25 protein-coding genes are annotated in these 21,736 nt (G+C 64.0%); 9 read left to right on the top strand and 16 right to left on the bottom strand.

Going from position 1 to position 21,736, the window contains the following annotated elements; all coding sequences use genetic code 11:
- The first annotated feature begins 21 nt into the window (after positions 1-21).
- From NCT05_RS05195 to NCT05_RS05185, 3 genes are read left to right on the top strand one after another with little or no spacing between them, the layout of a single operon-like run.
- Positions 22-552, top strand: a complete 531-nt coding sequence (locus tag NCT05_RS05195; RefSeq protein ID WP_250501841.1) for a DUF4142 domain-containing protein — start codon at positions 22-24, stop codon at positions 550-552.
- Complete coding sequence (locus NCT05_RS05190) at positions 549-908, top strand: DUF1488 family protein (RefSeq protein WP_008350770.1); 360 nt, start codon at positions 549-551, stop codon at positions 906-908. The genes NCT05_RS05195 and NCT05_RS05190 overlap by 4 nt, the downstream gene beginning before the upstream one ends.
- Before the next feature lie 56 nt (positions 909-964).
- Positions 965-1,540, top strand: a complete 576-nt coding sequence (locus NCT05_RS05185) for a glycine zipper domain-containing protein (RefSeq protein WP_034471300.1) — start codon at positions 965-967, stop codon at positions 1,538-1,540.
- Positions 1,541-1,598: 58 nt separating this feature from the next.
- Here the strand turns inward: NCT05_RS05185 and NCT05_RS05180 are convergent, their stop codons facing one another.
- Positions 1,599-1,850, bottom strand: coding sequence for a hypothetical protein (locus tag NCT05_RS05180; protein WP_250501840.1), 252 nt, complete (start codon positions 1,848-1,850; stop codon positions 1,599-1,601).
- Between the two features lie 183 nt (positions 1,851-2,033).
- Between NCT05_RS05180 and NCT05_RS05175 the strand changes: the two genes are divergently transcribed.
- The gene (locus NCT05_RS05175) at positions 2,034-2,486 is read left to right on the top strand and encodes a PA2169 family four-helix-bundle protein (protein ID WP_008350776.1); all 453 of its coding nucleotides are present in this window, start codon (positions 2,034-2,036) and stop codon (positions 2,484-2,486) included.
- Positions 2,487-2,588: 102 nt separating this feature from the next.
- Here NCT05_RS05175 and NCT05_RS05170 read toward each other — a convergent pair whose 3' ends face one another.
- Together NCT05_RS05170 and NCT05_RS05165 are read right to left on the bottom strand one after the other, a co-directional pair.
- Positions 2,589-2,810, bottom strand: coding sequence for a hypothetical protein (locus tag NCT05_RS05170; RefSeq protein WP_008350777.1), 222 nt, complete (start codon positions 2,808-2,810; stop codon positions 2,589-2,591).
- A 322-nt stretch (positions 2,811-3,132) separates the two neighbouring features.
- Positions 3,133-3,474 (bottom strand): BON domain-containing protein, encoded by a 342-nt coding sequence (locus tag NCT05_RS05165; protein WP_008350779.1) that lies wholly within the window; start codon positions 3,472-3,474, stop codon positions 3,133-3,135.
- 450 nt (positions 3,475-3,924) lie between these two features.
- Between NCT05_RS05165 and NCT05_RS05160 the strand changes: the two genes are divergently transcribed.
- Complete coding sequence (locus NCT05_RS05160; protein ID WP_008350781.1) at positions 3,925-5,412, top strand: RNA polymerase factor sigma-54; 1,488 nt, start codon at positions 3,925-3,927, stop codon at positions 5,410-5,412.
- Between the two features lie 72 nt (positions 5,413-5,484).
- On the opposite strand, the gene NCT05_RS05155 is transcribed toward NCT05_RS05160, so the two are convergent.
- The 9 genes from NCT05_RS05155 to NCT05_RS05115 form a co-directional block, all read right to left on the bottom strand.
- Complete coding sequence (locus NCT05_RS05155; protein ID WP_250501839.1) at positions 5,485-6,396, bottom strand: YihY/virulence factor BrkB family protein; 912 nt, start codon at positions 6,394-6,396, stop codon at positions 5,485-5,487.
- Between the two features lie 116 nt (positions 6,397-6,512).
- Positions 6,513-6,860 (bottom strand): hypothetical protein, encoded by a 348-nt coding sequence (locus NCT05_RS05150; RefSeq protein ID WP_008350784.1) that lies wholly within the window; start codon positions 6,858-6,860, stop codon positions 6,513-6,515.
- Positions 6,861-6,968: 108 nt separating this feature from the next.
- The gene (otsA, locus tag NCT05_RS05145; RefSeq protein WP_008350786.1) at positions 6,969-8,423 is read right to left on the bottom strand and encodes an alpha,alpha-trehalose-phosphate synthase (UDP-forming); all 1,455 of its coding nucleotides are present in this window, start codon (positions 8,421-8,423) and stop codon (positions 6,969-6,971) included.
- 191 nt (positions 8,424-8,614) lie between these two features.
- Positions 8,615-8,851: a hypothetical protein gene (locus NCT05_RS05140; RefSeq protein ID WP_008350788.1), complete on the bottom strand. Its 237-nt coding sequence runs from the start codon at positions 8,849-8,851 to the stop codon at positions 8,615-8,617.
- A 224-nt stretch (positions 8,852-9,075) separates the two neighbouring features.
- Positions 9,076-9,294, bottom strand: a complete 219-nt coding sequence (locus NCT05_RS05135) for a hypothetical protein (RefSeq protein WP_008350790.1) — start codon at positions 9,292-9,294, stop codon at positions 9,076-9,078.
- Between the two features lie 222 nt (positions 9,295-9,516).
- Positions 9,517-10,920 carry a sigma-54-dependent transcriptional regulator gene (locus tag NCT05_RS05130; protein ID WP_008350792.1) on the bottom strand — a complete coding sequence of 468 codons (1,404 nt, stop codon included), beginning with the start codon at positions 10,918-10,920 and terminating at the stop codon, positions 9,517-9,519.
- 323 nt (positions 10,921-11,243) lie between these two features.
- Complete coding sequence (locus NCT05_RS05125) at positions 11,244-11,477, bottom strand: hypothetical protein (RefSeq protein ID WP_250434233.1); 234 nt, start codon at positions 11,475-11,477, stop codon at positions 11,244-11,246.
- 71 nt (positions 11,478-11,548) lie between these two features.
- Positions 11,549-11,866: an ElaB/YgaM/YqjD family protein gene (locus NCT05_RS05120; RefSeq protein ID WP_008350795.1), complete on the bottom strand. Its 318-nt coding sequence runs from the start codon at positions 11,864-11,866 to the stop codon at positions 11,549-11,551.
- A 48-nt stretch (positions 11,867-11,914) separates the two neighbouring features.
- Entirely contained in the window at positions 11,915-12,244 is a 330-nt protein-coding gene (locus tag NCT05_RS05115; RefSeq protein WP_008350796.1) for a hypothetical protein, read from the bottom strand.
- Positions 12,245-12,833: 589 nt separating this feature from the next.
- On the opposite strand from NCT05_RS05115, the gene NCT05_RS05110 reads away from it, so the two are divergent.
- The 3 genes from NCT05_RS05110 to NCT05_RS05100 all read left to right on the top strand — a co-directional run bounded on the left by NCT05_RS05110 (position 12,834) and on the right by NCT05_RS05100 (position 15,271).
- Entirely contained in the window at positions 12,834-13,901 is a 1,068-nt protein-coding gene (locus tag NCT05_RS05110; protein WP_008350797.1) for a sigma-54 interaction domain-containing protein, read from the top strand.
- A 294-nt stretch (positions 13,902-14,195) separates the two neighbouring features.
- The gene (locus NCT05_RS05105) at positions 14,196-14,750 is read left to right on the top strand and encodes a hypothetical protein (protein ID WP_250501838.1); all 555 of its coding nucleotides are present in this window, start codon (positions 14,196-14,198) and stop codon (positions 14,748-14,750) included.
- Entirely contained in the window at positions 14,747-15,271 is a 525-nt protein-coding gene (locus NCT05_RS05100) for a hypothetical protein (protein ID WP_008350799.1), read from the top strand. Before NCT05_RS05105 ends, NCT05_RS05100 begins: the two co-directional genes overlap by 4 nt.
- Before the next feature lie 63 nt (positions 15,272-15,334).
- Here the strand turns inward: NCT05_RS05100 and NCT05_RS05095 are convergent, their stop codons facing one another.
- The 4 genes from NCT05_RS05095 to NCT05_RS05080 all read right to left on the bottom strand — a co-directional run bounded on the left by NCT05_RS05095 (position 15,335) and on the right by NCT05_RS05080 (position 19,255).
- On the bottom strand, positions 15,335-15,736 hold the full coding sequence (locus NCT05_RS05095; RefSeq protein WP_033536674.1) for a type II toxin-antitoxin system HicB family antitoxin: 402 nt from the start codon (positions 15,734-15,736) through the stop codon (positions 15,335-15,337).
- A gap of 13 nt (positions 15,737-15,749) precedes the next feature.
- Positions 15,750-15,950 (bottom strand): type II toxin-antitoxin system HicA family toxin, encoded by a 201-nt coding sequence (locus NCT05_RS05090; RefSeq protein WP_075644177.1) that lies wholly within the window; start codon positions 15,948-15,950, stop codon positions 15,750-15,752.
- A gap of 173 nt (positions 15,951-16,123) precedes the next feature.
- Positions 16,124-17,479: an ABC transporter ATP-binding protein gene (locus NCT05_RS05085; protein WP_250496706.1), complete on the bottom strand. Its 1,356-nt coding sequence runs from the start codon at positions 17,477-17,479 to the stop codon at positions 16,124-16,126.
- 12 nt (positions 17,480-17,491) lie between these two features.
- Positions 17,492-19,255, bottom strand: a complete 1,764-nt coding sequence (locus tag NCT05_RS05080; RefSeq protein ID WP_008350803.1) for an ABC transporter permease — start codon at positions 19,253-19,255, stop codon at positions 17,492-17,494.
- A gap of 726 nt (positions 19,256-19,981) precedes the next feature.
- Here NCT05_RS05080 and NCT05_RS05075 point away from each other — a divergent pair.
- Positions 19,982-21,667 (top strand): sensor domain-containing diguanylate cyclase, encoded by a 1,686-nt coding sequence (locus NCT05_RS05075; RefSeq protein WP_250501837.1) that lies wholly within the window; start codon positions 19,982-19,984, stop codon positions 21,665-21,667.
- The last annotated feature ends 69 nt before the right edge of the window (positions 21,668-21,736 follow it).

Here is a 21,736-nt window from a genome sequence, read left to right as displayed (position 1 = left end):
ATGTTCATCGGAGGCCCGCCGATGCCGAAATACTTTCCATCCCTGACGCGCGTGGTCGTGCTGTCGCTCGCCGCTGCTTTCGCGCCGCTCGCGCAGGCACAGACGCCAAGCGAGAAGCTCTCGCCCATCGATCAGCAATTCCTGCAGGACGCGGGTCAGGCGGGCGCGACCGAACTCACGGCGAGCAAGCTCGCGCTCACGCATGCGAGCGACCGGCAGGTGCGGGAGTTCGCACAGCGAATGATCGTCGATCACACGAAGCTCGCGCGCAATCTCGACGTGCTCGCGAAGCGTCACGGCATCACCGCGCCGCCCGCCGCCGATACCGCCGTGATCGGCAGCCTGCAAAATCTCCAGGGTGCCGAGTTCGACAAGGCCTATATTGAAAAGGTGGCCGTGGGCGGGCATCAAAAGGCCGTCGAACTGTTCAGAAAAGAGAGCGAAACCGGCAACGACACCGCGCTGAAAGCCGCGGCGACCAAGGCGTTGCCGATCATCAGCCATCACTACGAGATGGCGCAGCAGCTCGCAAAAGCGAAGGCGGCGTCATGAGGATCGCGCACGTCGCCGGTCGCGCCGCCTTGCGTTCCGTTTCCCGTCCCGCTTATGAGGACTCGACCATGCACATCACGTTTGCCGACGAACCGCCTGTCTACGACGGCGACGATCTCGCGATTCACTTCGCCGCGCTCATCGACGGCGAGCCGGTCGTCTGCTCGATCACCGCCGAAGCCCTCGAAGATCACTTCGGCGCGAAGTCGCCGCGCGAGGACGATCTGCTCGCCGCGTTCGAACAAGGCGCGTCGCGCATCCGCGCGGTGTGCGCCGAAGTGCTCGACGACAACGGCGGCCAGCCCGCCGTGCTGAGGAGCGGATTGTTCCGCGTCGCCGGCCTGGAGCCGGAGTGAGCGGCCTTGCCGTCTGAACGACGCATTCCCAAAACCCAAGCCAACAAGGAGGGAACATGTCCCTGATCATTGCGGGCCGATTTCAGACTTTTCGCGCGGCCGAAACGGCAGCGCAGAAGCTCTTTGCGCGCGGCTTCCTGGAAGAAGACGTGACGCTTTTCTTCGTCAATCCGAGCGGCCAGCACGCACGCCATCCGATCGGCGGCGATGTCGGCACCGATGCGGGTGCGAGCGGCGCGCCCAAGGGCGCCGGCAAGGGCGTGACGATCGGCGCGGTGGTCGGCGCGGTCATCGGCGCCGCGATCTTCGCCGTCTTCAAGGCGCCGCTGCTGGTTTCGGTGATCGCGGCGGGCGTCGGCGCGTACGTCGGATCGCTCGTCGGCGCGATGTCGCATACGAAGAAGAAGCCGCACGGCGCGGCGCAAGCGGAAGAGCCCGCGCGTCATGCGGGCGTGCTGGTGGCCGTGCACGTATCGCCGGAAACGCACGATCAGGCCGCGGCGGTGCTGCGTGAAGCAGGCGGAATGGACATCGAACGCGCGTCGGGCCGCTGGCAACAAGGCCGCTGGAGCGACTTCGATCCGCTGAAGCCGCCTCAACCGGCTGGCGAGTTCGCGCAATCGCGCGTGTGATCGTAGTTTCGCGCCGTATCCATGAAACGCCCGCTTCGTGCGGGCGTTTTCGTCTGTGCTAGACCCAGGGCGCGTTCGGCCGATTCGGCTGCACGTTGGCGCGAATGGCGCAGTCGGCCGGCAGCACGCGCCCCTTCTGCGCATGTGCGACGGGCGGCTCGCAGATGCGTCCGTATTCCGCGCGCGAAACGTGTGCCGAGCGCGCGTGCGCGTCGATGCTTTCTTGTCGGACATGCAAGGTCAGCGCCGATGCGGCGACAGCCGCCAGCACCAGAAACTCGCGATGCGCGAGCCGGTTGAAAAATTTCACTGCGTTCTCCTGTTGCCTTGTCGCGCGCACGTCCCGAACCGGTCGCGCGCTGTAGTGCGGTGACGGCAGCAAGGCGTATGCCGCGCGGCCCGCGATCGGGCACGCCGCGTGCGTCATGAATCCGCGAGCCGCATCCCGCAGGGGTTGCGCAGTGGCAATGTCCTAACGAAAAGGAGGTCTCATATGAGCACGAATGTCGTATCGGTACTCAACGATCTGGTCGAAACCTCGAAGGACGGCGAAAAGGGTTTTCTCAAGGCCGCCGAGGATACGCGTGATCCAAGCCTCAAGCTGCTGTTTCAGAATCGCGCGCAAAAGTGCGCCGAGGGCGCGCGCGAATTGCAGGACATCGTTGCACGCCTGGGCGGCAAGCCCGAAACCGGCGGATCGGTGTCGGGCGCGCTGCATCGCGGCTGGGTCGACGTGAAGTCGGCCGTAACCGGCCATAGCGATCACGCGATCCTCGCCGAATGCGAGCGCGGCGAGGATGCAGCGAAGAAGAATTATCGCGAGGCGCTCGACAAGGACCTGCCCGCCGATGTCCGCGCCGTGGTGGAGCGCCAGTATCAGGGCGTGCTGGAGAACCACGACCGCATCCGCGATCTGCGCGATCAATACGCAGCCGCGAAGTCCTGATGCTGACGCGGTGAGGCGCGCGGCCCGGCTTTCCGGGCCGCTTCGAAAGCAAACGGCCGCACGAAGCGGCCGTTTGTTCGTCAAGCGACAGTACGACGCGGGTTACTGCGGCTGACCCTTGTCATTGGTGCCGAGCGCCGAAGCCGCCGCCGCTGCGGATGCGCCGTGCAGCTTGTGCGCCTTGTTCTGCTGATGCAGATTGGTGCCCTTCTGCTTCTTCGCCACCGGCGCCGAGGCTGCCGCATCGGAGGCTGCCTGGGCGAATGCCGTCGTCGAGAATGCCAGCGCGAGCGCGCCGATCAATGCCATCTTTTTCGTCTTCATGAAGAGCTCCTTTTTGCCGGGGCCTCTGAACGCCGGGCTACTGCGCATTCGTGAGCCGCCTGTTTGAGTGTCGACCTGAACGGCCGTCTCGTTTTTGAGTTTCGAAGTGCTGCGAGGTGCTGCGCACTGGTGAAGCGTCTTGCGAGAACTTGCGACTGAAGCACCGGACGACGAAAACGTGAACCGATGCCTCCAAGCGAGAACCCGCGCTTCGTCCGAGTCATCGCCTTTTGCGGCGAATCGTCGAACCCGCGCGGGTTCCGGTACTGCTGGCACTCAACCGCGGCCCGCCGAGGCGAAGCCGGGCATACGAACTATGCCATTACTTGGCGGCAATTTTAAGATGGTTCTTCACGGAAGCAACACCCGAGACGTTCGAGACGACTTCTTCGGCGGCGGTCTTGTCTTCCGCCGACGGCACCGTGCCCGTCAGCGACACGACGCCCGCGTGCGTCTTGACGTGGATATGCGTGGACTTGACGTTCTTCGCGCCGAGCAGTTCGGCCTTCACTTTGGTGGTGATCGCGCTGTCGTCGACCTTCTGGCCCATCGACGTGCCGGAACCGCTCGTCGACGACGCTGCGTTGGTCTGTGCGCCGACGTTGAGCGCGAACACCACGCACGCGATACCGCCGGCTGCCTTCAGGATTTGAGTCGTCTTCATGTCGATACTCCCTTTTTTCGATTTTAGTCTGACGCCGCGTTCACGCATTCCGTGCTAGACACGGCTCTTCGATGACGTCCGCGCCGTAGCACGCGGATCGTGAACTTCGTTCCGCAACTTGCGTGCCAGATCCGGCGGCCGCGCGAGCCGACCGAAGCCGAAGCGTCCTGAATGCCCCGCGCGGCAAGGCCTGAGTGCGTAGGCGAACAAATCTTCGACGTTCATCGGAAGGCTTGCCCGCGCGCAACGCGACGCGCCTGAAACCCGCAGCGGTTTTGTCTGAGCGCGTGTAAAAACTGCGTGAAAGCGGCCTCGGAAAGGCTTCAAAAGAAGGGTGCCGGTGACGAAAAACGTAGTCCCTGCACGACCTTAACGTTCGATGGCATGGCTGTTGCTTTAGTAGTCGCAAACCTGCCCATCACGTCTGGAACAATCGAGGATTAGCAAGCAATGCCGCCTACACTCGAACTACGCGCGAAGCAAACGCTCGCACTCACGCCGCGCCTTCAACAGTCGGTTCGCCTTCTGCAACTCTCGTCGCTCGAGTTCCAGCAGGAACTGCGAAACGCACTGGATACCAACCCCTTTCTCGAATACGACGAGTCCCAGACCGAGGACAACGCGCTCGGGGCCGACAACGGCAGCTCGATGTCCGACTCGACCCTGTCGACCACATCCGACAACGCCACCGAGACGCCGCTCGCGCCCGAAGCGAGCATGGAAGCCGAATCGAACGTGGATTCCGGCTCGCGCGACGATTCCGTCAGCGAATTCTCGTCCGATCCGTTCGGCCGCGGCGCGTCGCGCAACAACGGCGACGGCGAAGGTTCCGATCCCGCCGACTGGGTTCGCATCGAACCTTCGTTGCACGAAACGCTCCACGACGCGCTGCGCCTTTATCAATTGAACGAACGCGATCGCGCCATCGCGCAGCTCATCATCGAAGCGCTCGATGACGACGGCTATCTGCGGCAGGACTTGAGCGACCTCGCGAATGTCGTGGAGATCGAACCCGCGCTTCACGAGGACGAACTCAACATCGCGCTGAAGCTCGTGCAATCGCTCGACAAGCCGGGCGTCGGCGCGCGCAATCTCTCGGAATGCCTGACGCTCCAACTCCAGGCGCTCGACGAGGACACGCCGGGCCGCGCCGTTGCGATGGAAATCGTCGCGCATCATCTGGAGCGCCTCGCACGCCGCGAGCAGGCGGAACTGCAGAAGAAGATCGGCTGCAGCGCGGATGAACTGCGCATCGCGTGCGCGCTCGTACGCCGCCTCGATCCGAAACCGGGCGAGAACTACGGGTCGAGCGAGGACAACTACGTCGTGCCCGACGTCATCGTGCGTCAGGTGAAAAAGCAGTGGGTCGTGACGATCAATCCGGCGGTGTTGCCGCGTGCGCGCATCCATCGGATGTACGCGGAACTGTTCGCGCAGTCGGCCGGCGCGAGCCGTTCGCCGCTCGCGCAGCAGTTGCAGGAAGCGCGCTGGCTGATTCGTAACGCGCAGCAGCGCTTCACGACGATTCAGCGCGTGGCCGAATGCATCGTGTCGCATCAGAAGGCGTTCTTCGATTACGGCGAAATTGCGCTGAAGCCGCTCGTGCTGCGCGATGTCGCCGATGAACTCGGCCTGCACGAATCGACCATCTCGCGCGCGACGGGCAACAAGTACATGGCGACGCCACGCGGCATCTTCGAGTTCAAGCACTTCTTCCCGCGCGAGCTGTCGACGGAAAGCGGCGGCACGTGTTCGGCCGCGGCCGTGCGCGCGCTGCTCAAGGAAATGATTTCGAAGGAGAACACGCGCGATCCGCTCTCCGACGTGAGTCTCGCGAAGATGCTCGCCGATCAGGGCGTGATCGTCGCGCGCCGGACGGTAGCGAAGTATCGCCATCTGATGAAGGTGCCGCCTGCGGAATTGCGTCGTCAGGCGTAAGGCGTTTCACGCATCACAGCGGGTAACTGCTGAAGAGGCCGTCCCTTCGCGGACGGCCTCTTTCATTGATGCTCAACGCCAGCCCGATGCGCGATGCGTGCGCTTCCTCGCCGCCGTCGCCGCTAGCTCCGCGCCTAGCAGAAACACCGCCGCCGAGTAGTACAGCCACATGAGGATGATCGCGAGCGAACCGGCCGCGCCGAACATGTTCGCCGTGCCCGCGTGCGCGAGATAGAACGCGAAGAGGCGCTTGCCGGCTTCGAAAAGCATCGCGGCGGCGGCGGCGCCGAGCGCGGCATCGCGCCAGAGCATGCGCGTCGTCGGCAGGAATTTGAGCAGCACGGTGAAGGCGATCATCAGCACGCCGAGCGATATCGTTCGTCGCGTCAGCCCCGAGAGCACGACGAACGGACTGCCATCGCCCAGCACCCAATGTCCGAGCAACTCGACGAGCGCGTCGAGCACGAGCAGCACCGCGACCAGCAAACCCGAACCGACCACGAGCCCGAACGACATCAGCCGCACGCGCAGCAGCGTGACGATGCTTTCGCGCGTGCTCACGGCGGGCGTCGGCCAGATGACGTTGAGCGCGCTGTGCAGCGACGAGAATGTCGCCGATGCGCCGATCAGCACGCCCGCGAGCGACAGGATCGCCGTGCTGCGCGCGATGTCCGCGTGCCACGCGTTCGCGACGATCGCTTCCAGCGCGTGCGCCGCATCGACGCCGACGACGCCGCTGATTTCGTCGAAGAGCCTGCCTTGCACGGCATCGGCGCCGAAGAAGACGCTCGCCACCGCGATCACGATGACGAGTGTCGGCGCAAGCGAGAACGCGGCGAAGAACGCGATCGCCGCCGAGAACATCAGGCAGTGGTCCTGCGACCATTGCATGACGGGATCGACGATCCACGAAAGCCAGCCGAAGCGCGACGTGCGGCCCGATGCGACGGGCGCGGATTGTGTGGCGGAGACGTCCTGATCCATCGTGAGCGTGACTGGGAGCAATCCGACGATGTTAGCCCCGCGATGCGAAGCGCGTGTAAAAAGCGGCGCGCTCCGTCCGGAGCGCGCCGCTTGCAGTGTGCCTCAGCCGATGCGTGTCAGGATCGGTCGGCTGCGGGGTCGGCGTCCTCGTCGGGGAGATCGCGCGTTTCGTCCTCGATTTCGTCGGGCAGGATGTCGGCATCGGCTTCCAGATTGTTGTCGCCATCCGCCGATGCCGCCTCGCCCGTGCCGAAGCGGTCCGTATCGCTGTTCAGCTCCGCCTCGGACTGCCCGAGCGCGTGGGCGTCGAGCTCGTCCTCGATGTCGCCGGGATAGCGCTTTTCGCCCTGCACGTCGGAGCCGCTATCCGACGAGTCGCTCGGGCCGAGCGCGCCGGTGCCGTGTCCCTTGCCGTATTCCGCGCCGTCGTCTTCGGGCGGGTTCAATGTGCTTCCGCTCATCATGACCTCCTTCGTTCGTGTCCACGATGAATCCGCAAGTCCCGTTCCGCGCGTAAAAAACCCGCGCTTCTTTCGAAGCGCGGGTTCTTCTCTATCGGCGAATCGGAGCGCTCAGGCCTTGGCGGCCGGCCGCTTGGCTTCGGACGCGCCCTGCTTCACGGTCTTGACGGTTTTCTCCGTGACGGAAGTCGCCGTCGCGACGCTGCGCAAGTCCGACAGGAACGAATCGCGCCAGACCGAAAGATTATTCTCGCGCAGCGGCGCCATCATGTCGGCGTGACGCGCCTGGCGTTCGGCGAGCGGCATCGACAATGCGCGCTCCAGCGCTTCGGACATCTGCGACAGATCGAACGGATTGACGACGAGCGCGCCCGGCAACTGGTCCGCCGCGCCCGCGAACTGCGACAGGACGAGCGCGCCCGGATCGGCCGGATCCTGCGACGCGACATATTCCTTCGCGACGAGATTCATGCCGTCGCGCAGCGGCGTCACGTAGCCGACTTGCGAGAGCCGGAACAGCGCCATCAGCAGATTGCGCTCGTATTTGCGGTTGAGATACTGGATCGGCGTCCAGTCGAGCTGCGCGAAACGTCCGTTGATGCGCCCCGCCTCGCCTTCCAGATTCTGTCGAATGCGCTGATAGGTCTGCACGTCCGAGCGCGTCGGCGGCGCGATCTGCACGAGCGACACGCGCCCATGCCAGCCGGGCGCATTCAGCAGCAGGCGCTCGAACGCCTGAAAGCGCTCGACGAGACCCTTCGAGTAGTCGAGACGATCGACGCTCATGATGAGCTTGCGGCCGCGCATGCTGTCACGCAGGCTTTTCACCGGCTTGCGGTTCGAGAACTGCTCGGCGGCCTTGGCGATGGCGTCCGGATAAATGCCGATCGGATACGCGCCCACCTTGAGCATGCGGCCGAAGGCCTGAAGCATGCCGTCGTCGTCGTTGTAGTGGCCGCGGCTCGTGCGTTCCACGTAATCGATGAACGACTGCTTGTCGGCATCCGTCTGAAAGCCGACGACGTCGTACTGGCACATCGCCGCGATCAGTTCCTCATGCGGCGGAACCGTACGCATCATCTCCGGCACCGGAAACGGAATATGCAGGAAGAAGCCGATCGGATTCGCGACGCCGAGCTTGCGCAGCTCCTGCGCGAACGGGAGCATGTGATAGTCGTGCACCCAAATGATGTCGTCGGGCTTGAGCAGCGTCTTCAGCTTGGCCGCAAGACTCGCGTTCACGCGCATGTAGCCCGCGTACTCCTCTCGATCGAAGCGCGAGAGGTCGTTGCGATAGTGAAAAGTCGGCCACAGGGTGGCGTTCGAGAAACCTCGGTAATACTGGTCGTAATCGCGGCGCGTCAGGCCGACGGTCGCGTAGGTCACTTTTCCGCTGTTCTCCAGAACAGGCGCGCCCGATTCGCCGACGATCTCGCCGCTCCATCCGAACCACACGCCCCCAGTCTCCTTGAGCGCGTCCAGAACGCCGATCGCGAGGCCGCCCGCGCTGGGCTTGCCTTCCTGGATCGGTGCGACGCGATTCGATACCACGATCAATCTGCTCATTACAGCATCACCTCATCAGTTGTCGTTGCATGCTCGAATTGGCGATCAAGGGTATGCAAAAGCTGTGCCTTTTTGTTGGTTTTTGTAAACGAAAGTTTGTATGGAGATGTTACGGACGAACGAAAACACGCGGCGAAGGCGCGCCGCGTAGAAATTTTTGTTCTTCTGCCGGATGCTGCCGCCGGCTGAAATCACGAGTCCTGCTCGGAGCCCAAATCGCGCTGATAGTCGATTCCTTCGCGCCGCACGCCGCCCTGATTGTGTTCGCCATCGGGCGGAACGCCAGGCGCGGGGCGGTTCTGCGAGGCGGGATCGTGTTCGGCGGGCGGTGCGGACGCGCTCTGCGTGCCGGCCGACTTGGCGGCTTCGGCGCGCGCTTCGCGCTTGGAAGAATGACGCGCGGAGCGTCGAAGTGCGGGATGCCTCATGATGCCTCCAGGTAAGAAGGCCGTCGCGATAGTGACGTCGGCGGCGTCGGACCGATGCGCTGCGATGAGCGCGGCTTCAGAAAAAACGACCGGCGACAGAACGTGTCGCCGGTCATCGTTGCGTCATCCGTTGTAATCCCTACGTCCGGGATGGAAACTTATTCAAACCTTGCACGAATTCTGGGCATTGTCCAACGTCTGCGGTTCAACATCGTTCTGACACGCTACTGCACATGCGGCTGATCGCCCGGTCCAGGCGGCGGATCGCCGATCGGCTGCGACGGCGGTTCGGGCGGCTCGCGCGTCGGGTCCGGATTGGTGTCGGGCGGAATCGGCGTGGGCGGCGGCTGGTCCGGCGGCGTCACCGGCGGGTCCGGCGGCTGCGGCGTCTGAGCTTCGAAACGGGCATCGTCGGAAGCGCGGATCGACATGTTGAGTGACATGATGGGCTCCTTGCGGTCTTGTGATCGTACTTTTCCCATCCGCGACACGCACTGGCGCGACTGCGCGGATGTCATTCGATCGGCAGCAAGGGCCATGCCCCTGAGACACATCGGCTACGTTCGCTTCTGAGACATTATCGGCGTAGAAAACGCGCCTGCCAATGAAAAACGCCTGCGGTTTTACAAGCCGCAGGCGTCGATTTGTCTAAAGATACGCGAAGTTCAGGGATTTTCGCTGTCGGAATCGCTTATGTCGCCGCCTTCGCCGACGGCAGCCTTGTTTGCATCCTCGCCGTACTCGACGAGCCGGTTATAGAGCGTTTTCAGGCTGATGCCGAGGATTTCCGCCGCGCGCGTCTTCACGCCGCCGCACTGATCGAGCGTCGCCAGAATGAGCTGACGGTCAGCCTGCGCGAGCGACGTGCCGAACGGAATCGTCACCGCCGTGCCCGCCGACGGCTTCGAAAGCGAAATCTGCAGCGGCACGGTCGCGGTGCTGTCCGAGTCCGACGCCGACATGATGTACGCGCGCTGCACGTAGTTCTTCAGTTCGCGCACGTTGCCGGGCCAGTTGTACGACGCCAGCATCTCGCGGACGGCGGGCGGGAAATCCTTTTTCGTGTTGTACCGTGCGTTCAGTTCGTCGAGAAACGCCTGGCCGAGCAGCTCGACGTCCTTGCCGCGCTCGCGCAGCGGCGGCAGGTTGATCGGGAACACGTTCAGACGGTGATAAAGGTCGAGGCGCAGCTTGCCTTCGAGCACGGCCTGCTCGGGATCGCGATTGGTCGCGGCGATCAGGCGCACGTCCGTCTCGATTTCCTTGGTCGTGCCGACGCGCATGAACATGCCCGTCTCCAGCACGCGCAGCAGTTTCACCTGAAGCTCGATCGGCATTTCGGTGATTTCGTCGAGGAACAGCGTGCCGCCGTTCGCGCGTTCGAAATAACCCTTGTGCTGCCGATCCGCGCCCGTGAACGAGCCGCGCTCGTGGCCGAACATCTCCGATTCGATCAGGTTCGGCGAGATCGCGCCGCAGTTCACCGCGATGAACGAATGCTTGCGGCGCAGCGAGAGCTCGTGCAGCGTCTGCGCGGCGACTTCCTTGCCGGTGCCCGACTCGCCGATGAGCAGCACCGATGCCGCCGTCGGCGCGACGCGGCCGACCTGGTCGTAGACGGTCTGCATCGCAGGTGAATTGCCCAGCATCAGACCGAAGCGCCCCATGCGGCGCAACTCGCCGCGCAAGGTGCCGATTTCCGCTTTCAGGTCGCCGGCGCGCGGCAGGCGCGAAAGGATGGCCTTCACGCGCTGCATGTTGATCGGCTTGACGAGGTAGTCGGCGGCGCCCATCTTGAGCGCGCTGACGGCGGATTCCACCGTCGCGTGTCCCGTAATGACGATGAACTCGACGCCCGAGCGCGGATCGAGATCCTCGAACAGGTCGACGCCCGTGCCATCGGGCAGTTTGAGATCGGTGAATACGACGTCCGGCGTTTGCCGCACGAGCTGGATGCGCGCCTCGCGCAGATCGCTGGCGGTGGCCGTCGTCAATCCGTCTTCGCCGATGATCGCGGCTAGCGCCTCGCGGGTACTGGGATCGTCATCGACAATCAATACGTGTGGCATTGCGTTTCGAATTCTTCCTAAGCGTTTCAGGGTCACACGCCAGGTGGCGGCGTGGTCTTCTCCGCGCGGCGGCGCTGCCGCACGGGCCGGTGCGATTCGCGGTTACGGCCGAAAAAAGATAATCGGCGTCACGCAGAATGCGCGAAAAATAAAATAATTTCCGATTTCTGCACGCTTGATTCGGTCCAAGTAAGTTTTTCCATTTAGGCAACTTATGGCCGAAGTTTCACTGATTATAAGCGTTTATCAAGATGAAAACGCACGCTGGTCCAGCGTGCGTGTGATTGATCGGACCATTAATTCGGCCGAATGTCTGAAGTGAATCAACTCCGCGGAAAATGCCATGCATCGGCGGTGCCGCCGACCGCACCGTGGCCATTTACGGCCTGCCCGCTCGCGCCGGTGGCGGGCGTGAGCACCTTGCCGCCCTCGTCTTCCCAACGGTTCAGATCGCGTGCAGTGCGCCGCCCGGCGTCCTGAGACTGCACCCACTTCCATGCGAGAACGCCGCCTAGCGCGAACAGCGCGCCGAAAATTCCGATTGAAGGCCGTGCCATTTGTGTTCTCTCCTTCGTCTAATGAAAATCGCCGCTGTCAGGAAAGCCGGCCGGAGCGATAAAGCTGTAAATCACCGCGAAACCAGAAGTCCCACCAGAAAACCGACGCCCGCCGCCATGCCGAGCGATTGCCAGGGATTGTCCTTCACGTATTTCTCGGTGCAATCGACGCCTGCGCGGTATCGGCTTTGCGCACTCGCCTGTGCATCTTCGAGCGCGCCGCGCGCCGAATCGACGTGATCGCGCAGACGCGAGCGCAGCGCATCGACGCCCTCGCCTGGCAGCGTCGCCGACAAGCGCAGCAATTCCTCCGCGTCGTTCAGCAGCACCTTGATGTCTTCGATGATCTTTTGCTTGCCCAACGCAAGCTGGACAGTCGTTTGACTCATGGAATGTAGTCCTCGCCCAAGTGGGTTTGTCGGGATCGTCGGCGCGCGTCAGCGCGTTTCGGCGACAGGCACGCCCGCGACGCGGAGGCGCTCGCCCGCCGCGCTCCGCGCGCGCAGGCTGCGCACGACGCCGCTCGCCATCAACGCGCCGCCCATCGCGCCGAACACGAGGCTCGTCACGTTCGCGGCACGCGCGAGCGCTGGCGTGCCCGCCGCATAGCCTAGCACCGCGCACATCAGCGCGGTCACGAGCGCGACAGCGGCCCAGTGATAGATGTCGATCGGCTCGCCGGCCGTGAGTTCCTTCCGGGTCCGGGCCGGCCGCGTGGGAATCGAGCGCGGATGTGCGCCCCCGTCGAAGTTGAAAATGTCTTCCATGATGCGTTGCCTCTCTCGCCCATCCTCGTGTGTGCGCCTCCGAGACCGCGCCCTTCGGCAATTTTTCGAATATGAGTCACGATGTGAGCCCTATCTTGCAGCTTTCGTGCCAGATCCGGCGACACCGCGCAGGACTGCCGATGGGAGGCGAACCCGCCGACGATCGGGTAACAATTACGCCGTCGCCTTGTAAATTTTCAGTACGGCAAGGAGAACCTTTCCGGAAGCGCCGCGAGGGCCCGCGTGATGCAGACAAAATGCGCCGAACGGCCGGCCCGCGCATTGCCGCAATGTCGTTGCGAATGGTTAAATAGCGTTTATGAGATAGGTGCGTTTGCAACGAACCGGCTCTGAACAAGCAGCCGATGCAGACGCGCCTGGACCGACGCTCAACCAGGAACGACGCTCACGGATCGCGTGAGTCTCAAGGGCAGCGCGCAAGGGCGCGTCATATGCCGATGCGCGCGGTCATCCACGGTTGCGCCGCTCGCGCGCGCCGAGCCGCGCCAGGCCGACCGCAACCGGAAGCGCCCGCGCGAGTCCGCCGCCCGCCCACTACATACGCAGCACTCAGGAACGATCAGGACACATGGCGTCAACCGATCTGGATCAGCCGCCCGCCGCGGTCGGCGATACACCCGCGCAAAGAAAACGCAACACGGGGGAAGTGCCGGGCTTGAAGTCTTATGGACTGCTCTATGGCTCGTCGCCCGTGATGCAGGAGTTGTACGCGCAAATCGAGCGCGTGGCCGCGACCGATGCGACCGCGCTCATCATCGGCGAGTCGGGCACAGGCAAGGAGCTCGTCGCCCGTACGATTCACGACCACAGCGCGCGCAAGGACGCGCCGTTCATCGCGGTGAACTGCGGTGCGATTCCCGACAATCTCATCGAGGCCGAGCTCTTCGGCCACGAGAAAGGCAGCTTCACGGGCGCGGTGCAGGGACGCATCGGCTATTTCGAGCATGCGAACGGCGGCACGCTCTTCCTCGACGAAGTGACCGAGATGTCGCCCGTGCGCCAGGTCAAGCTGCTGCGCGCGCTGGAAACAGGCACGTTCTTTCGCGTCGGCGGCAACGATCTCATCAGCTCCGATGTGCGCGTGATCGCAGCGACGAACCGCGATCCTGTCGCGGCCGTGAAGGAAAACGGCCTGCGCGAGGATCTCATGTACCGGCTCGCCGTGTTCCCGCTGCGCGCGCCGCCGTTGCGCGAGCGCGATTCGGATCGCGAACTGCTCGCACAGCATTTCCTGTCCGAAATGAACGCGCAGGAAGGCACGAACAAGGTGTTCAGCAAACGCGCGCTCGACGTGCTGCGAACGTATTCGTGGCCGGGCAACGTGCGCGAACTGAAGAACACGGTTTATCGCGCGTTCATTCTGGCGGAGAAGACGGTGGAGATCGCGCATCCGCATCTCGCATCGCGCGTGAAGAAGCCGGTCACGCAAGGCGACGCGATGAACGTCTGGGTCGGTACGCCGCTCGCCGATGCGCAGAAGCAGATCATCCTCGGCACGCTCAAACACTGCGGCGGCGACAAGCGGCGCGCCGCGAAAGCGCTCGGGGTGAGTCTGAAGACTTTGTACAACCGCTTGGGCGCGTACGAAAACGAGGACACCGAGGGCAGCGACGCGTCGTCGAATAGCGAAAGCTGAAGCGTATCCGAGGCGATATCCGCATGACCGGGAAGCGAGCGCAGACATCCGCGCTCGCTTTTTTTTCGCCCTCGGAGCGGTACGTGGATCGAAACGTGCTCTTCACGCTTGCAATTTCTTGCAATTTTCTCAAACCGGTAATTAGAAGCATGCTTCAAAATGCGCGGAGCCCGCGTGCGCGTTTCGTCGCTTCGCGTTGCCGGGCGGTGACTTGAGGGCGGAACCTCAAGTAGATTCGAGCCCCTCGAACCCCGATCGCAAGCGTCGGGAAACGGAAGACGAAGGAAAAGCAACATGCAGATCAGGGTTCATCGGCGCGGGTCGCGTGCCGCCGCGCTCGCCGCGATCGTTTCGGGCGCCATCGCTTGCGTGAGTCTCAGCGGATGCAACTCGCTCTACAGCGAAGGCGCGACGGCCGGCGCCGGTATCGCGGGCGCCGCGGTGGCAAACAGTGTCACCAGCAACGCCGCCGTCGCAACGGGCATCGGCCTCGGCGCGGTCGCCGCCGCGCGCGCGGGCGTGCAGTACACGCAGCGCGTCGCGCATACCTACTCGCAGGATCAGATTGCGACGGTCGCCGGTCCGCTCGCGGTCGGCGCGGTTGCGCCGTGGAAGGCCGTGCATTCAGTGCCGATCGAGGACGACGAAAAAGGCCGCGTGACGGTGAGCCGCACCATCAGCAGCGGCGTGCTCGAATGCAAGGAGATCGTGTTTTCCGTCGATCGCGACGCGACCAAGGACCGCCCCGCCGACAGCGCGTTCTACGTGGCATCGGTTTGCCGCGACGGCGACAAGTGGAAGTGGGCGTCGGCCGAACCGGCTACGCCGCGCTGGGGCGCCCTGCAATGACGCTGTCTTTCGACGTATCTTTTGCGCTGCGTCTTGGGCTCGTCGCTGCCGGCGCGGCCGCGTGCGTGACGATGAGCGGCTGCGCATCGATCGGCGCCGCGACGGGTGCGGTGGCGGGCGTCGCGACCGGCGCGTTCACGACGAACCCGGCTGTGGGCCTGGGCGTCGGCATCGCGGTGCAGGCCGCCACCGACGAACTCGTCGCGCGCACGATGAAATCGCTGCATCAGGATCAGCAGGTCATGATCGCGGTGACGGCGGGCATGTCGCAGGTCGGCGAAACGCGGCCATGGAAGGTCAAGCATACGTTGCCGGTCGAGAACGGCCACGGCGAGGTGCGCGTGCTGCGCGAGTTCAATAGCGCGCTCGCGAGCTGCAAGGAATTCGCGTTTTCGGTCGTCGATGGCGACGATGCGAAAGCGCCCGCCGAGTGGTTCGTCGCTACGGCCTGCCAGCAATCCGAAGGATGGAAATGGGCGTCGGCGGAACCGGCCGTCGAGCGTTGGGGGAATCTGCAGTAGGTTTCCCGCGGCTGGATATCGAACGCGCGGCGCTCGTCACGAGCGCCGCGCTTTTTTGCGGTCTCAGCCGTTCGCGATCGCTTCGAGCGCGACCCGCGCCAGAAAGCCGCTGCGGGTTTCGTGGCGCGCCTCGACGTAGCTGTCGATCTTGCGCAGCACGAATCGCGGCAGGCTGATGTTGATGCGCTCGGGACGCGAGTCGAGCTTCGAGAGATCGACTTCGACGTAGGCCCAGATTGCCGTGGCGAAGTCGGGGTTCGGCATCAGATCTTCAATCGGGGAAGGCACCAGCGAAACGTCCAAACCGTCCTCTATAAGAATCGAGACGTGGCTGTAGATTGCCTCCTTCGTATTTTTAATTGCCTCGTCGACCGTCTCTCCCGCAGAAAAAACGCCGGGAATGTCAGGCACGGTAACGCCGTAGCAACTGTCCGGGTCTTTGTGAATGGCGACTGGGAATTCCACTTTCGAATCTCCGTTATGAAGAGTACAGCCGGTTGAGCAACCCGGCCGTCTTGAGGACGCTTCTTACCGTTCCAATGGAAAGATCTTTTCGGGGATGAGGCACCGTGACCAAGCTCATATTTCCCCGACGTTTGAAATGATGGTGACTGCCGACAATTCGGTCCAAGTGCCACCCGTCATCCAGCAGCATTCGTATCAAGCGCGATGAATCCATCTCGTCTCCGAACGCTGCGTGTGTAGCTTTACACACGCAGCAACACTGTTCAAGACGAAAACGGTACGATTCAACGCACCGCGCGAACATTCAGCCAAACGGCCAACGCGCAAAGAAAAAGCGCGGCGCCGGCGCCGGCAACCGCGCTTCGCGTGCTTGCATCCACAGGAAACTCAAGCCTCCACGTCCTCCAGGCTCAGCATCTCGGTCTGATCGTTGTACGAGAAAATTTCCCCGTAGCGGCCCCAGTCGATAACCGCATCGAGCGTTTCCTGCGCGGCCTTGTCGGAGAGAAAGTCCTCCAGTTCCTGCTCGAAGCGCAAGCGCGGCGCGCGATGCCCAGGCCGCTCGTTCAGCACCTTCTTGATCCGCGCCGCCAGCGGCACGTGCCGCAGCAGATGCTCCGCGAACATCATCTTGCGCTCCTGCGTGCCGAACTCCGCGAACACGCGCGCCTGCGGCGTCAGATAGATGTCGCCCTCGCGCACGTCCGCGAAACCGAGATGTTGCAGCACTTCCGCGATCGGGAAGAGATCGTCCACTTCGAGATGCAGCGACCGCGCGATTTCCGGCATGTCCGCGCGGCCGTGGTACGGCTCGGCCGCGAGCGTTTCGATGAGACCCGCCATCAGGTTCGTCGAGACTTCGGGCAGCCAGCTTCCCAACTCCAGCCCCTTCTTCTTCGCTTCGCCCATCTGCCGCGCGGTCATCTTCGCGTAGATATCGTCGACGAGACGCCGGAACGCCGGATCCAAGCGATTGCGCGGATGCTTGAACGGCACCTTGATCTCGGCCATCACGCGGCCCGGATTCGACGACAGCACGAGAATGCGGTCGCACATGAACACCGCTTCCTCGATGTTGTGCGTGACGATCAGCACCGACTTGATCGGCATGCGCCCTTGCGTCCACAAATCGAGCAGGTCGGTGCGCAGGTTTTCGGCGGTGAGCACGTCGAGCGCGGAGAACGGCTCGTCCATCAACAGCAAGGTCGGATCGACGACCAGTGCCCGTGCGAAACCCACGCGCTGACGCATCCCGCCCGACAATTCACGCGGATACGCGTTCTCGAAGCCGTCGAGACCGATCAGGTCGATCGCGGCCAGCGCGCGCTCGCGCCGCTCGCGCGCGGCCACGCCTTGCGCTTCCAGACCCGCTTCCACGTTCTGCAGTACGGTCAGCCACGGAAACAGCGCGAAGGTCTGAAACACCATCGCGACGCCCTTCGCGGGACCGCGCAACGGCTCGTTCAGATAAGTGACTTCGCCGCCCGTCGGCTCGATCAGCCCGGCGATGATGCGCAAAAGCGTCGACTTGCCCGAGCCCGAACGTCCGAGCAATCCGACGATCTCGCCTTCGCGCAGCGAGAGATTCGCATCGTCGAGCACGAGCAGTTCGCCCTGCGTCTTGTTGAAGCCGCGGCTCACGTTCGCGACGCGCAGGATTTCCGCGCCGAGACGCGGCGGCGTGCCCTGGAGTCGCCGCGAGTCTTGCGCAGCGGACGTCTGCGTAGTTTTCAGGTTCTGCATCGGAACTCGTCCTCAATCCAGCCGGAGTCTTGCTTCGGCGTAGGCGTATAGCGGGCGCCACAACAGTCGGTTGAACAGCGTGACGAACAGCGACATCACGGCGATGCCAAGAATGATTTTCGGATAGTCGCCCGCGGCGGTCGTCTGGGCGATATATGCGCCGAGACCATGCGCGACAACCTCCGTCTTGCCCCACGACACCGCTTCCGCGACGATGCTCGCGTTCCACGCGCCGCCCGAAGCGGTGATCGCGCCGGTGATGTAGTAAGGGAAGATGCCGGGGAGCATGCATTTCTTCCACCACTGCCAGCCGCGAATCTGGAAGTTGGTCGCGGCCTCGCGATAATCGTTCGGGTAGGAAGACGCGCCCGCCACCACGTTGAAAAGGATATACCACTGCGTGCCGAGCACGATCAGCGGCGAGAGCCAGATATCCGGGTTCAGATGCCAGCGCACGATCACGACGACGAACACCGGAAACAGCAGGTTCGCCGGGAACGCGGCTAGGAACTGCGCGAGCGGCTGGATCTTCTCGGCGAGCGCGGGGCGCAGGCCGATCAGCACGCCGAGCGGCACCCAGATCACCGAAGCGATCGCGATCAGCACGACCACGCGCAAGAGCGTGATGAAGCCGAGCACGAACACGTGGCCGACTTCGCTCCACGTGACGCCCGTCGCGACGAACGACGCGACCTTCCACACGACGAACACCGTGACTAGCAGCACGGCCGTGCCCCACGCGATATCGCCCGCGCGCGTGGACGGCACCTTCGCGCGCAGCGGCAGGCCGACGTTTTCCAGCGCGCCCTGCAGCGACGGCAGCTTGATCGGCACGCGCGCCGCCTTCGCGAGGATCCAGCCGGCCGGAACCAGCAGACGGTGAATCAGGCGCGTGCGGCGGATCAGGTCGAGCAGCCACGACTTCGGCTCGTCGCCGGAACTCGTGTTCTCCATGCGGAATTTGTCCGCCCACGCGACGAGCGGGCGGAACATCAACTGGTCGTAGGCCAGGATGACGACGGTCATCGCGAGAATCACCCAGCCGATCGCGGAGAGATTGCGCTCGCCGATGGCGGTCGCGAGATACGCGCCGATGCCCGGCAGTACGATCGTGCGGTTGCCGACCGTGATCGCCTCGGAGGCGACCACGAAGAACCAGCCGCCCGACATCGACATCATCATGTTCCAGATGAGGCCCGGCATCGAGAACGGCACTTCGAGCTTCCAGAAGCGCTGCCAGTTGGTGAGATGAAAACCGCGCGAGACTTCGTCCAGATCGCGCGGCACCGTGCGCAGCGACTGATAGAAGCTGAACGTCATGTTCCACGCCTGGCTCGTGAAGATCGCGAAGATCGCCGCGCATTCGGCGCCGATCACGCGCCCCGGGAACATGGCGAGGAAGAACGTCACCGTGAACGAGATGTAGCCCAGCACCGGCACCGACTGGAGAATGTCGAGAATCGGCACGAGCACGATCGACGCGCGCCGGCTCTTCGCCGCGAGCGTGCCGTAGATCAGCGTGAAAATGAGCGACGCGACCATCGCCAGCAGCATGCGCAAGGTCGTGCGCAACGCGTATTCGGGGAGATTCGCGGGGTCGAGCGAGATCGCCTGGGTCTGCAGGGTCGAGATCGGCGCCAGGGTCTCGTGGAAACCGACTGCGGCGAGCGCGATGATGCAGATGATCATCGGGAACGCGACGAAATCCCAGCGGTTGGGCAGGATCCGCCACGCCGACGCATTCGCCGTGCGATTCAGATTGAAACCAAATTCCATGCAAGGCCCTCCCCGTAAGGCTTTGTTCCGACCGCGCCGGGCGCGGGATGTTGCTTCCGACGGCAGATAACCGTCAGGCGGGCAAGAAGCCTCTGCCCGGGACGACCCCATGCTCAACGCACGGAGCCGCCGAAACGACGACACGTTCAGCTCGCAGCGCGGCGCCAGGCAGTCGCCGCGTCAGACGATCCCCGTTCTGAACCGCGCGACACTACACCAACCCGCGTGACAGGCACAACCTTCATGCGGTCCGGCACGCGAATCATGCGATGTTTCTGTTGCTCTTCGGCACGGCACGGGCAAAATGAAGGGCAGCCCGCGTCGAATGCGCCCGGCGCTCGTGCTTTCGCTTCCTTTCAGTTTGGCTGCGGCTCGCCGCTATTCGACGAAGAAGCGCCAGCGCGTGCGCCCGGCGCGCGTCCGTTGTGTTGGACAGACGTCGCACGCCGTGACATGGCGCTTGATAGGCGGCAAAAAACATCGTCCAATCTGGGCTTATCACAAACAATAATTTGAGCGCCGATGCGATGCGAGACGCCAGATCCGAGCCGAATAACCGCCTGAGCCGCGCCCGCCGCCCCGTTGCGAGCACAAGCCGGAATACGGCAGACATCACGCGCTGCAATCCACACGCCCGCGTCGACCGCCATGTGCACACCGCGCCGAATGGCCGGCATGGCGCATGCGACCTTTGTCTCGCGTGAACCTCCCATGCGCGCGCGTCCGATGAACAAACTCATCCTGCACCGTGTGGTCGCGACGCTCGGCATCGCCGCGTTGGCGTGCGCGTGCTGGGTGGCCGCCGGCTTGTTGTCGGACCGAATGGTACAACAGGAGATGACGGCGACGGTGCGTACCGAGCGTCAGATGGCGGGGTCGATCGTCGACAACATGGCGCAGATCATCGCGAGCGATCTGGCGATGTCGCGCGCCATTCCCGCCACGCTCGCGCAGATGGACCTCACGCAGCGCGCGCTCGCGGAGTCGCGGAATTATGCCTCGAACCCGGCCGGGACGGAACTCGAACGCCGCAAGGACTGGACCGCGCGCCCCGCGCTCGAAAAGGTCAATCACTTCCTGCACGACGCGCAGGGCTTCTCCGGCCTCGACTCGATCTGGCTCGTCAACGAGCGCGGTTTCTGCATTGCGTCGAGCAACGCCGCCGACGACGACAGCTTCATCGGCTACGACATGAGCGCCCGGGGCTATGTCGCCCGCGCGCTGCTCGGCGGCTTCGTCGAGATGTACGGCGTCGGGCGGCTGTCCGGCGAGCCGGGCATCTTCATCGCGGCGCCCGCTTACGAAGACGGCATCCTGGTCGGCGCGGTGATCGCCAAAGTGAGCATCGACCGGCTGCGGCACTGGGTGTCGCGCGCCGGCACCTTCGTGACCGATGAAAACGGCGTCGTCGTGATGGCGCACGACGGCCGGCTCGAATACCAGGCGATGCCCAATGCGCCCATCGCGCGCATGACGGAGCGCGAACGCGTCGAGCACTATCGGCGCGAGTCGTTTCCGGAGCTGCGCATCTCGCACATCGGCGAGCAGATGCGCGCCTCGGAGCACTGGCTCGCGCCCGCGCTCGCGCAAACCTTCTACGCCGCGAACGGCAGCAACGTGCCTTCGCTCTACGACGAGCGCACGGGTCTCAATTCGGGACTGTCGGCGCATATCGTGCATCCGCTCACGAGCTGGCCGGAGATCAGCCGCAATCACAGCCGCGACCGCTTCCTCGTGTTCCTGACGATGCTCGGCGTCGTGACGCTCGCGATCGTGATCGCGACGTCGTATTCGCGTGAGCGGCGCCTGCACCGCGCGACCCGCGATCTCGCTGAACAGCTCCAGTCGGCCAATACGCTGCTTTCGGCCGAAGCGCGCCACGACGCGCTCACCGGCGCCCTCTCGCGCCGCTATTTCCTCGACACGCTGCGTCACGAAGTGGAGCTCGCGCGCTCGGTCGGCACCCCGCTGTCGGTGGCGATCGCGGATCTCGATCACTTCAAGCAGATCAACGACCGCTTCGGGCACGCGTCGGGCGATCGCGCGCTGGAGCATTTCGTCGAAGTGTGCCGTGCGCAGCTTCGTCCGAGCGATGCGATCGGGCGGCTCGGCGGCGAGGAATTCGGCATCCTGCTGCCGCAAACCCCGCTCGCCGACGCGCACGCCGTGCTTGAGCGCCTGCGGAAGCGCTTCCATCACGAGCACTGCGCGCATCTGCCGGACGACGCGGCGCTGTCGGTATCCATCGGCATCACGGAGCTCGCGCCCGACGACGCGCTCGAATGGATTCTCTCGCGCGCCGACCTCGCGCTTTACGAGGCGAAATCGCGCGGGCGCGACCGCAGCGAAATGCGCCCCGCCGATCCCGGCCCGTCCACCCGGCATCCCGAAGACACGCTGGCCGGCAAGTAGCCGGCCGAACCGGCGCGTCGAGTCACCGCACGGTCATGCGCGTGCCGCGACGCGCACGCATCGCGCAGG

The sequence above is a fragment of the Caballeronia sp. AZ7_KS35 genome, assembly GCF_023631045.1.
GTDB lineage: Bacteria > Pseudomonadota > Gammaproteobacteria > Burkholderiales > Burkholderiaceae > Caballeronia > Caballeronia zhejiangensis.
This window is presented reverse-complemented; position numbering and strand designations above follow the sequence as displayed.

What these genes read in the sequence shown, in the direction of transcription:
- NCT05_RS05195 (WP_250501841.1), top strand. Translation starts at nt 22, where the DNA reads ATGCCGAAATACTTTCCATCCCTGACGCGCGTGGTCGTGCTGTCGCTC.
- NCT05_RS05190 (WP_008350770.1), top strand. Translation starts at nt 549, where the DNA reads ATGAGGATCGCGCACGTCGCCGGTCGCGCCGCCTTGCGTTCCGTTTCC.
- NCT05_RS05185 (WP_034471300.1), top strand. Translation starts at nt 965, where the DNA reads ATGTCCCTGATCATTGCGGGCCGATTTCAGACTTTTCGCGCGGCCGAA.
- NCT05_RS05175 (WP_008350776.1), top strand. Translation starts at nt 2,034, where the DNA reads ATGAGCACGAATGTCGTATCGGTACTCAACGATCTGGTCGAAACCTCG.
- NCT05_RS05170 (WP_008350777.1), bottom strand. Translation starts at nt 2,810, where the DNA reads ATGAAGACGAAAAAGATGGCATTGATCGGCGCGCTCGCGCTGGCATTC.
- NCT05_RS05165 (WP_008350779.1), bottom strand. Translation starts at nt 3,474, where the DNA reads ATGAAGACGACTCAAATCCTGAAGGCAGCCGGCGGTATCGCGTGCGTG.
- NCT05_RS05160 (WP_008350781.1), top strand. Translation starts at nt 3,925, where the DNA reads ATGCCGCCTACACTCGAACTACGCGCGAAGCAAACGCTCGCACTCACG.
- NCT05_RS05155 (WP_250501839.1), bottom strand. Translation starts at nt 6,396, where the DNA reads ATGGATCAGGACGTCTCCGCCACACAATCCGCGCCCGTCGCATCGGGC.
- NCT05_RS05150 (WP_008350784.1), bottom strand. Translation starts at nt 6,860, where the DNA reads ATGATGAGCGGAAGCACATTGAACCCGCCCGAAGACGACGGCGCGGAA.
- otsA (WP_008350786.1), bottom strand. Translation starts at nt 8,423, where the DNA reads ATGAGCAGATTGATCGTGGTATCGAATCGCGTCGCACCGATCCAGGAA.
- NCT05_RS05140 (WP_008350788.1), bottom strand. Translation starts at nt 8,851, where the DNA reads ATGAGGCATCCCGCACTTCGACGCTCCGCGCGTCATTCTTCCAAGCGC.
- NCT05_RS05135 (WP_008350790.1), bottom strand. Translation starts at nt 9,294, where the DNA reads ATGTCACTCAACATGTCGATCCGCGCTTCCGACGATGCCCGTTTCGAA.
- NCT05_RS05130 (WP_008350792.1), bottom strand. Translation starts at nt 10,920, where the DNA reads ATGCCACACGTATTGATTGTCGATGACGATCCCAGTACCCGCGAGGCG.
- NCT05_RS05125 (WP_250434233.1), bottom strand. Translation starts at nt 11,477, where the DNA reads ATGGCACGGCCTTCAATCGGAATTTTCGGCGCGCTGTTCGCGCTAGGC.
- NCT05_RS05120 (WP_008350795.1), bottom strand. Translation starts at nt 11,866, where the DNA reads ATGAGTCAAACGACTGTCCAGCTTGCGTTGGGCAAGCAAAAGATCATC.
- NCT05_RS05115 (WP_008350796.1), bottom strand. Translation starts at nt 12,244, where the DNA reads ATGGAAGACATTTTCAACTTCGACGGGGGCGCACATCCGCGCTCGATT.
- NCT05_RS05110 (WP_008350797.1), top strand. Translation starts at nt 12,834, where the DNA reads ATGGCGTCAACCGATCTGGATCAGCCGCCCGCCGCGGTCGGCGATACA.
- NCT05_RS05105 (WP_250501838.1), top strand. Translation starts at nt 14,196, where the DNA reads ATGCAGATCAGGGTTCATCGGCGCGGGTCGCGTGCCGCCGCGCTCGCC.
- NCT05_RS05100 (WP_008350799.1), top strand. Translation starts at nt 14,747, where the DNA reads ATGACGCTGTCTTTCGACGTATCTTTTGCGCTGCGTCTTGGGCTCGTC.
- NCT05_RS05090 (WP_075644177.1), bottom strand. Translation starts at nt 15,950, where the DNA reads ATGGATTCATCGCGCTTGATACGAATGCTGCTGGATGACGGGTGGCAC.
- NCT05_RS05085 (WP_250496706.1), bottom strand. Translation starts at nt 17,479, where the DNA reads ATGCAGAACCTGAAAACTACGCAGACGTCCGCTGCGCAAGACTCGCGG.
- NCT05_RS05080 (WP_008350803.1), bottom strand. Translation starts at nt 19,255, where the DNA reads ATGGAATTTGGTTTCAATCTGAATCGCACGGCGAATGCGTCGGCGTGG.
- NCT05_RS05075 (WP_250501837.1), top strand. Translation starts at nt 19,982, where the DNA reads ATGAACAAACTCATCCTGCACCGTGTGGTCGCGACGCTCGGCATCGCC.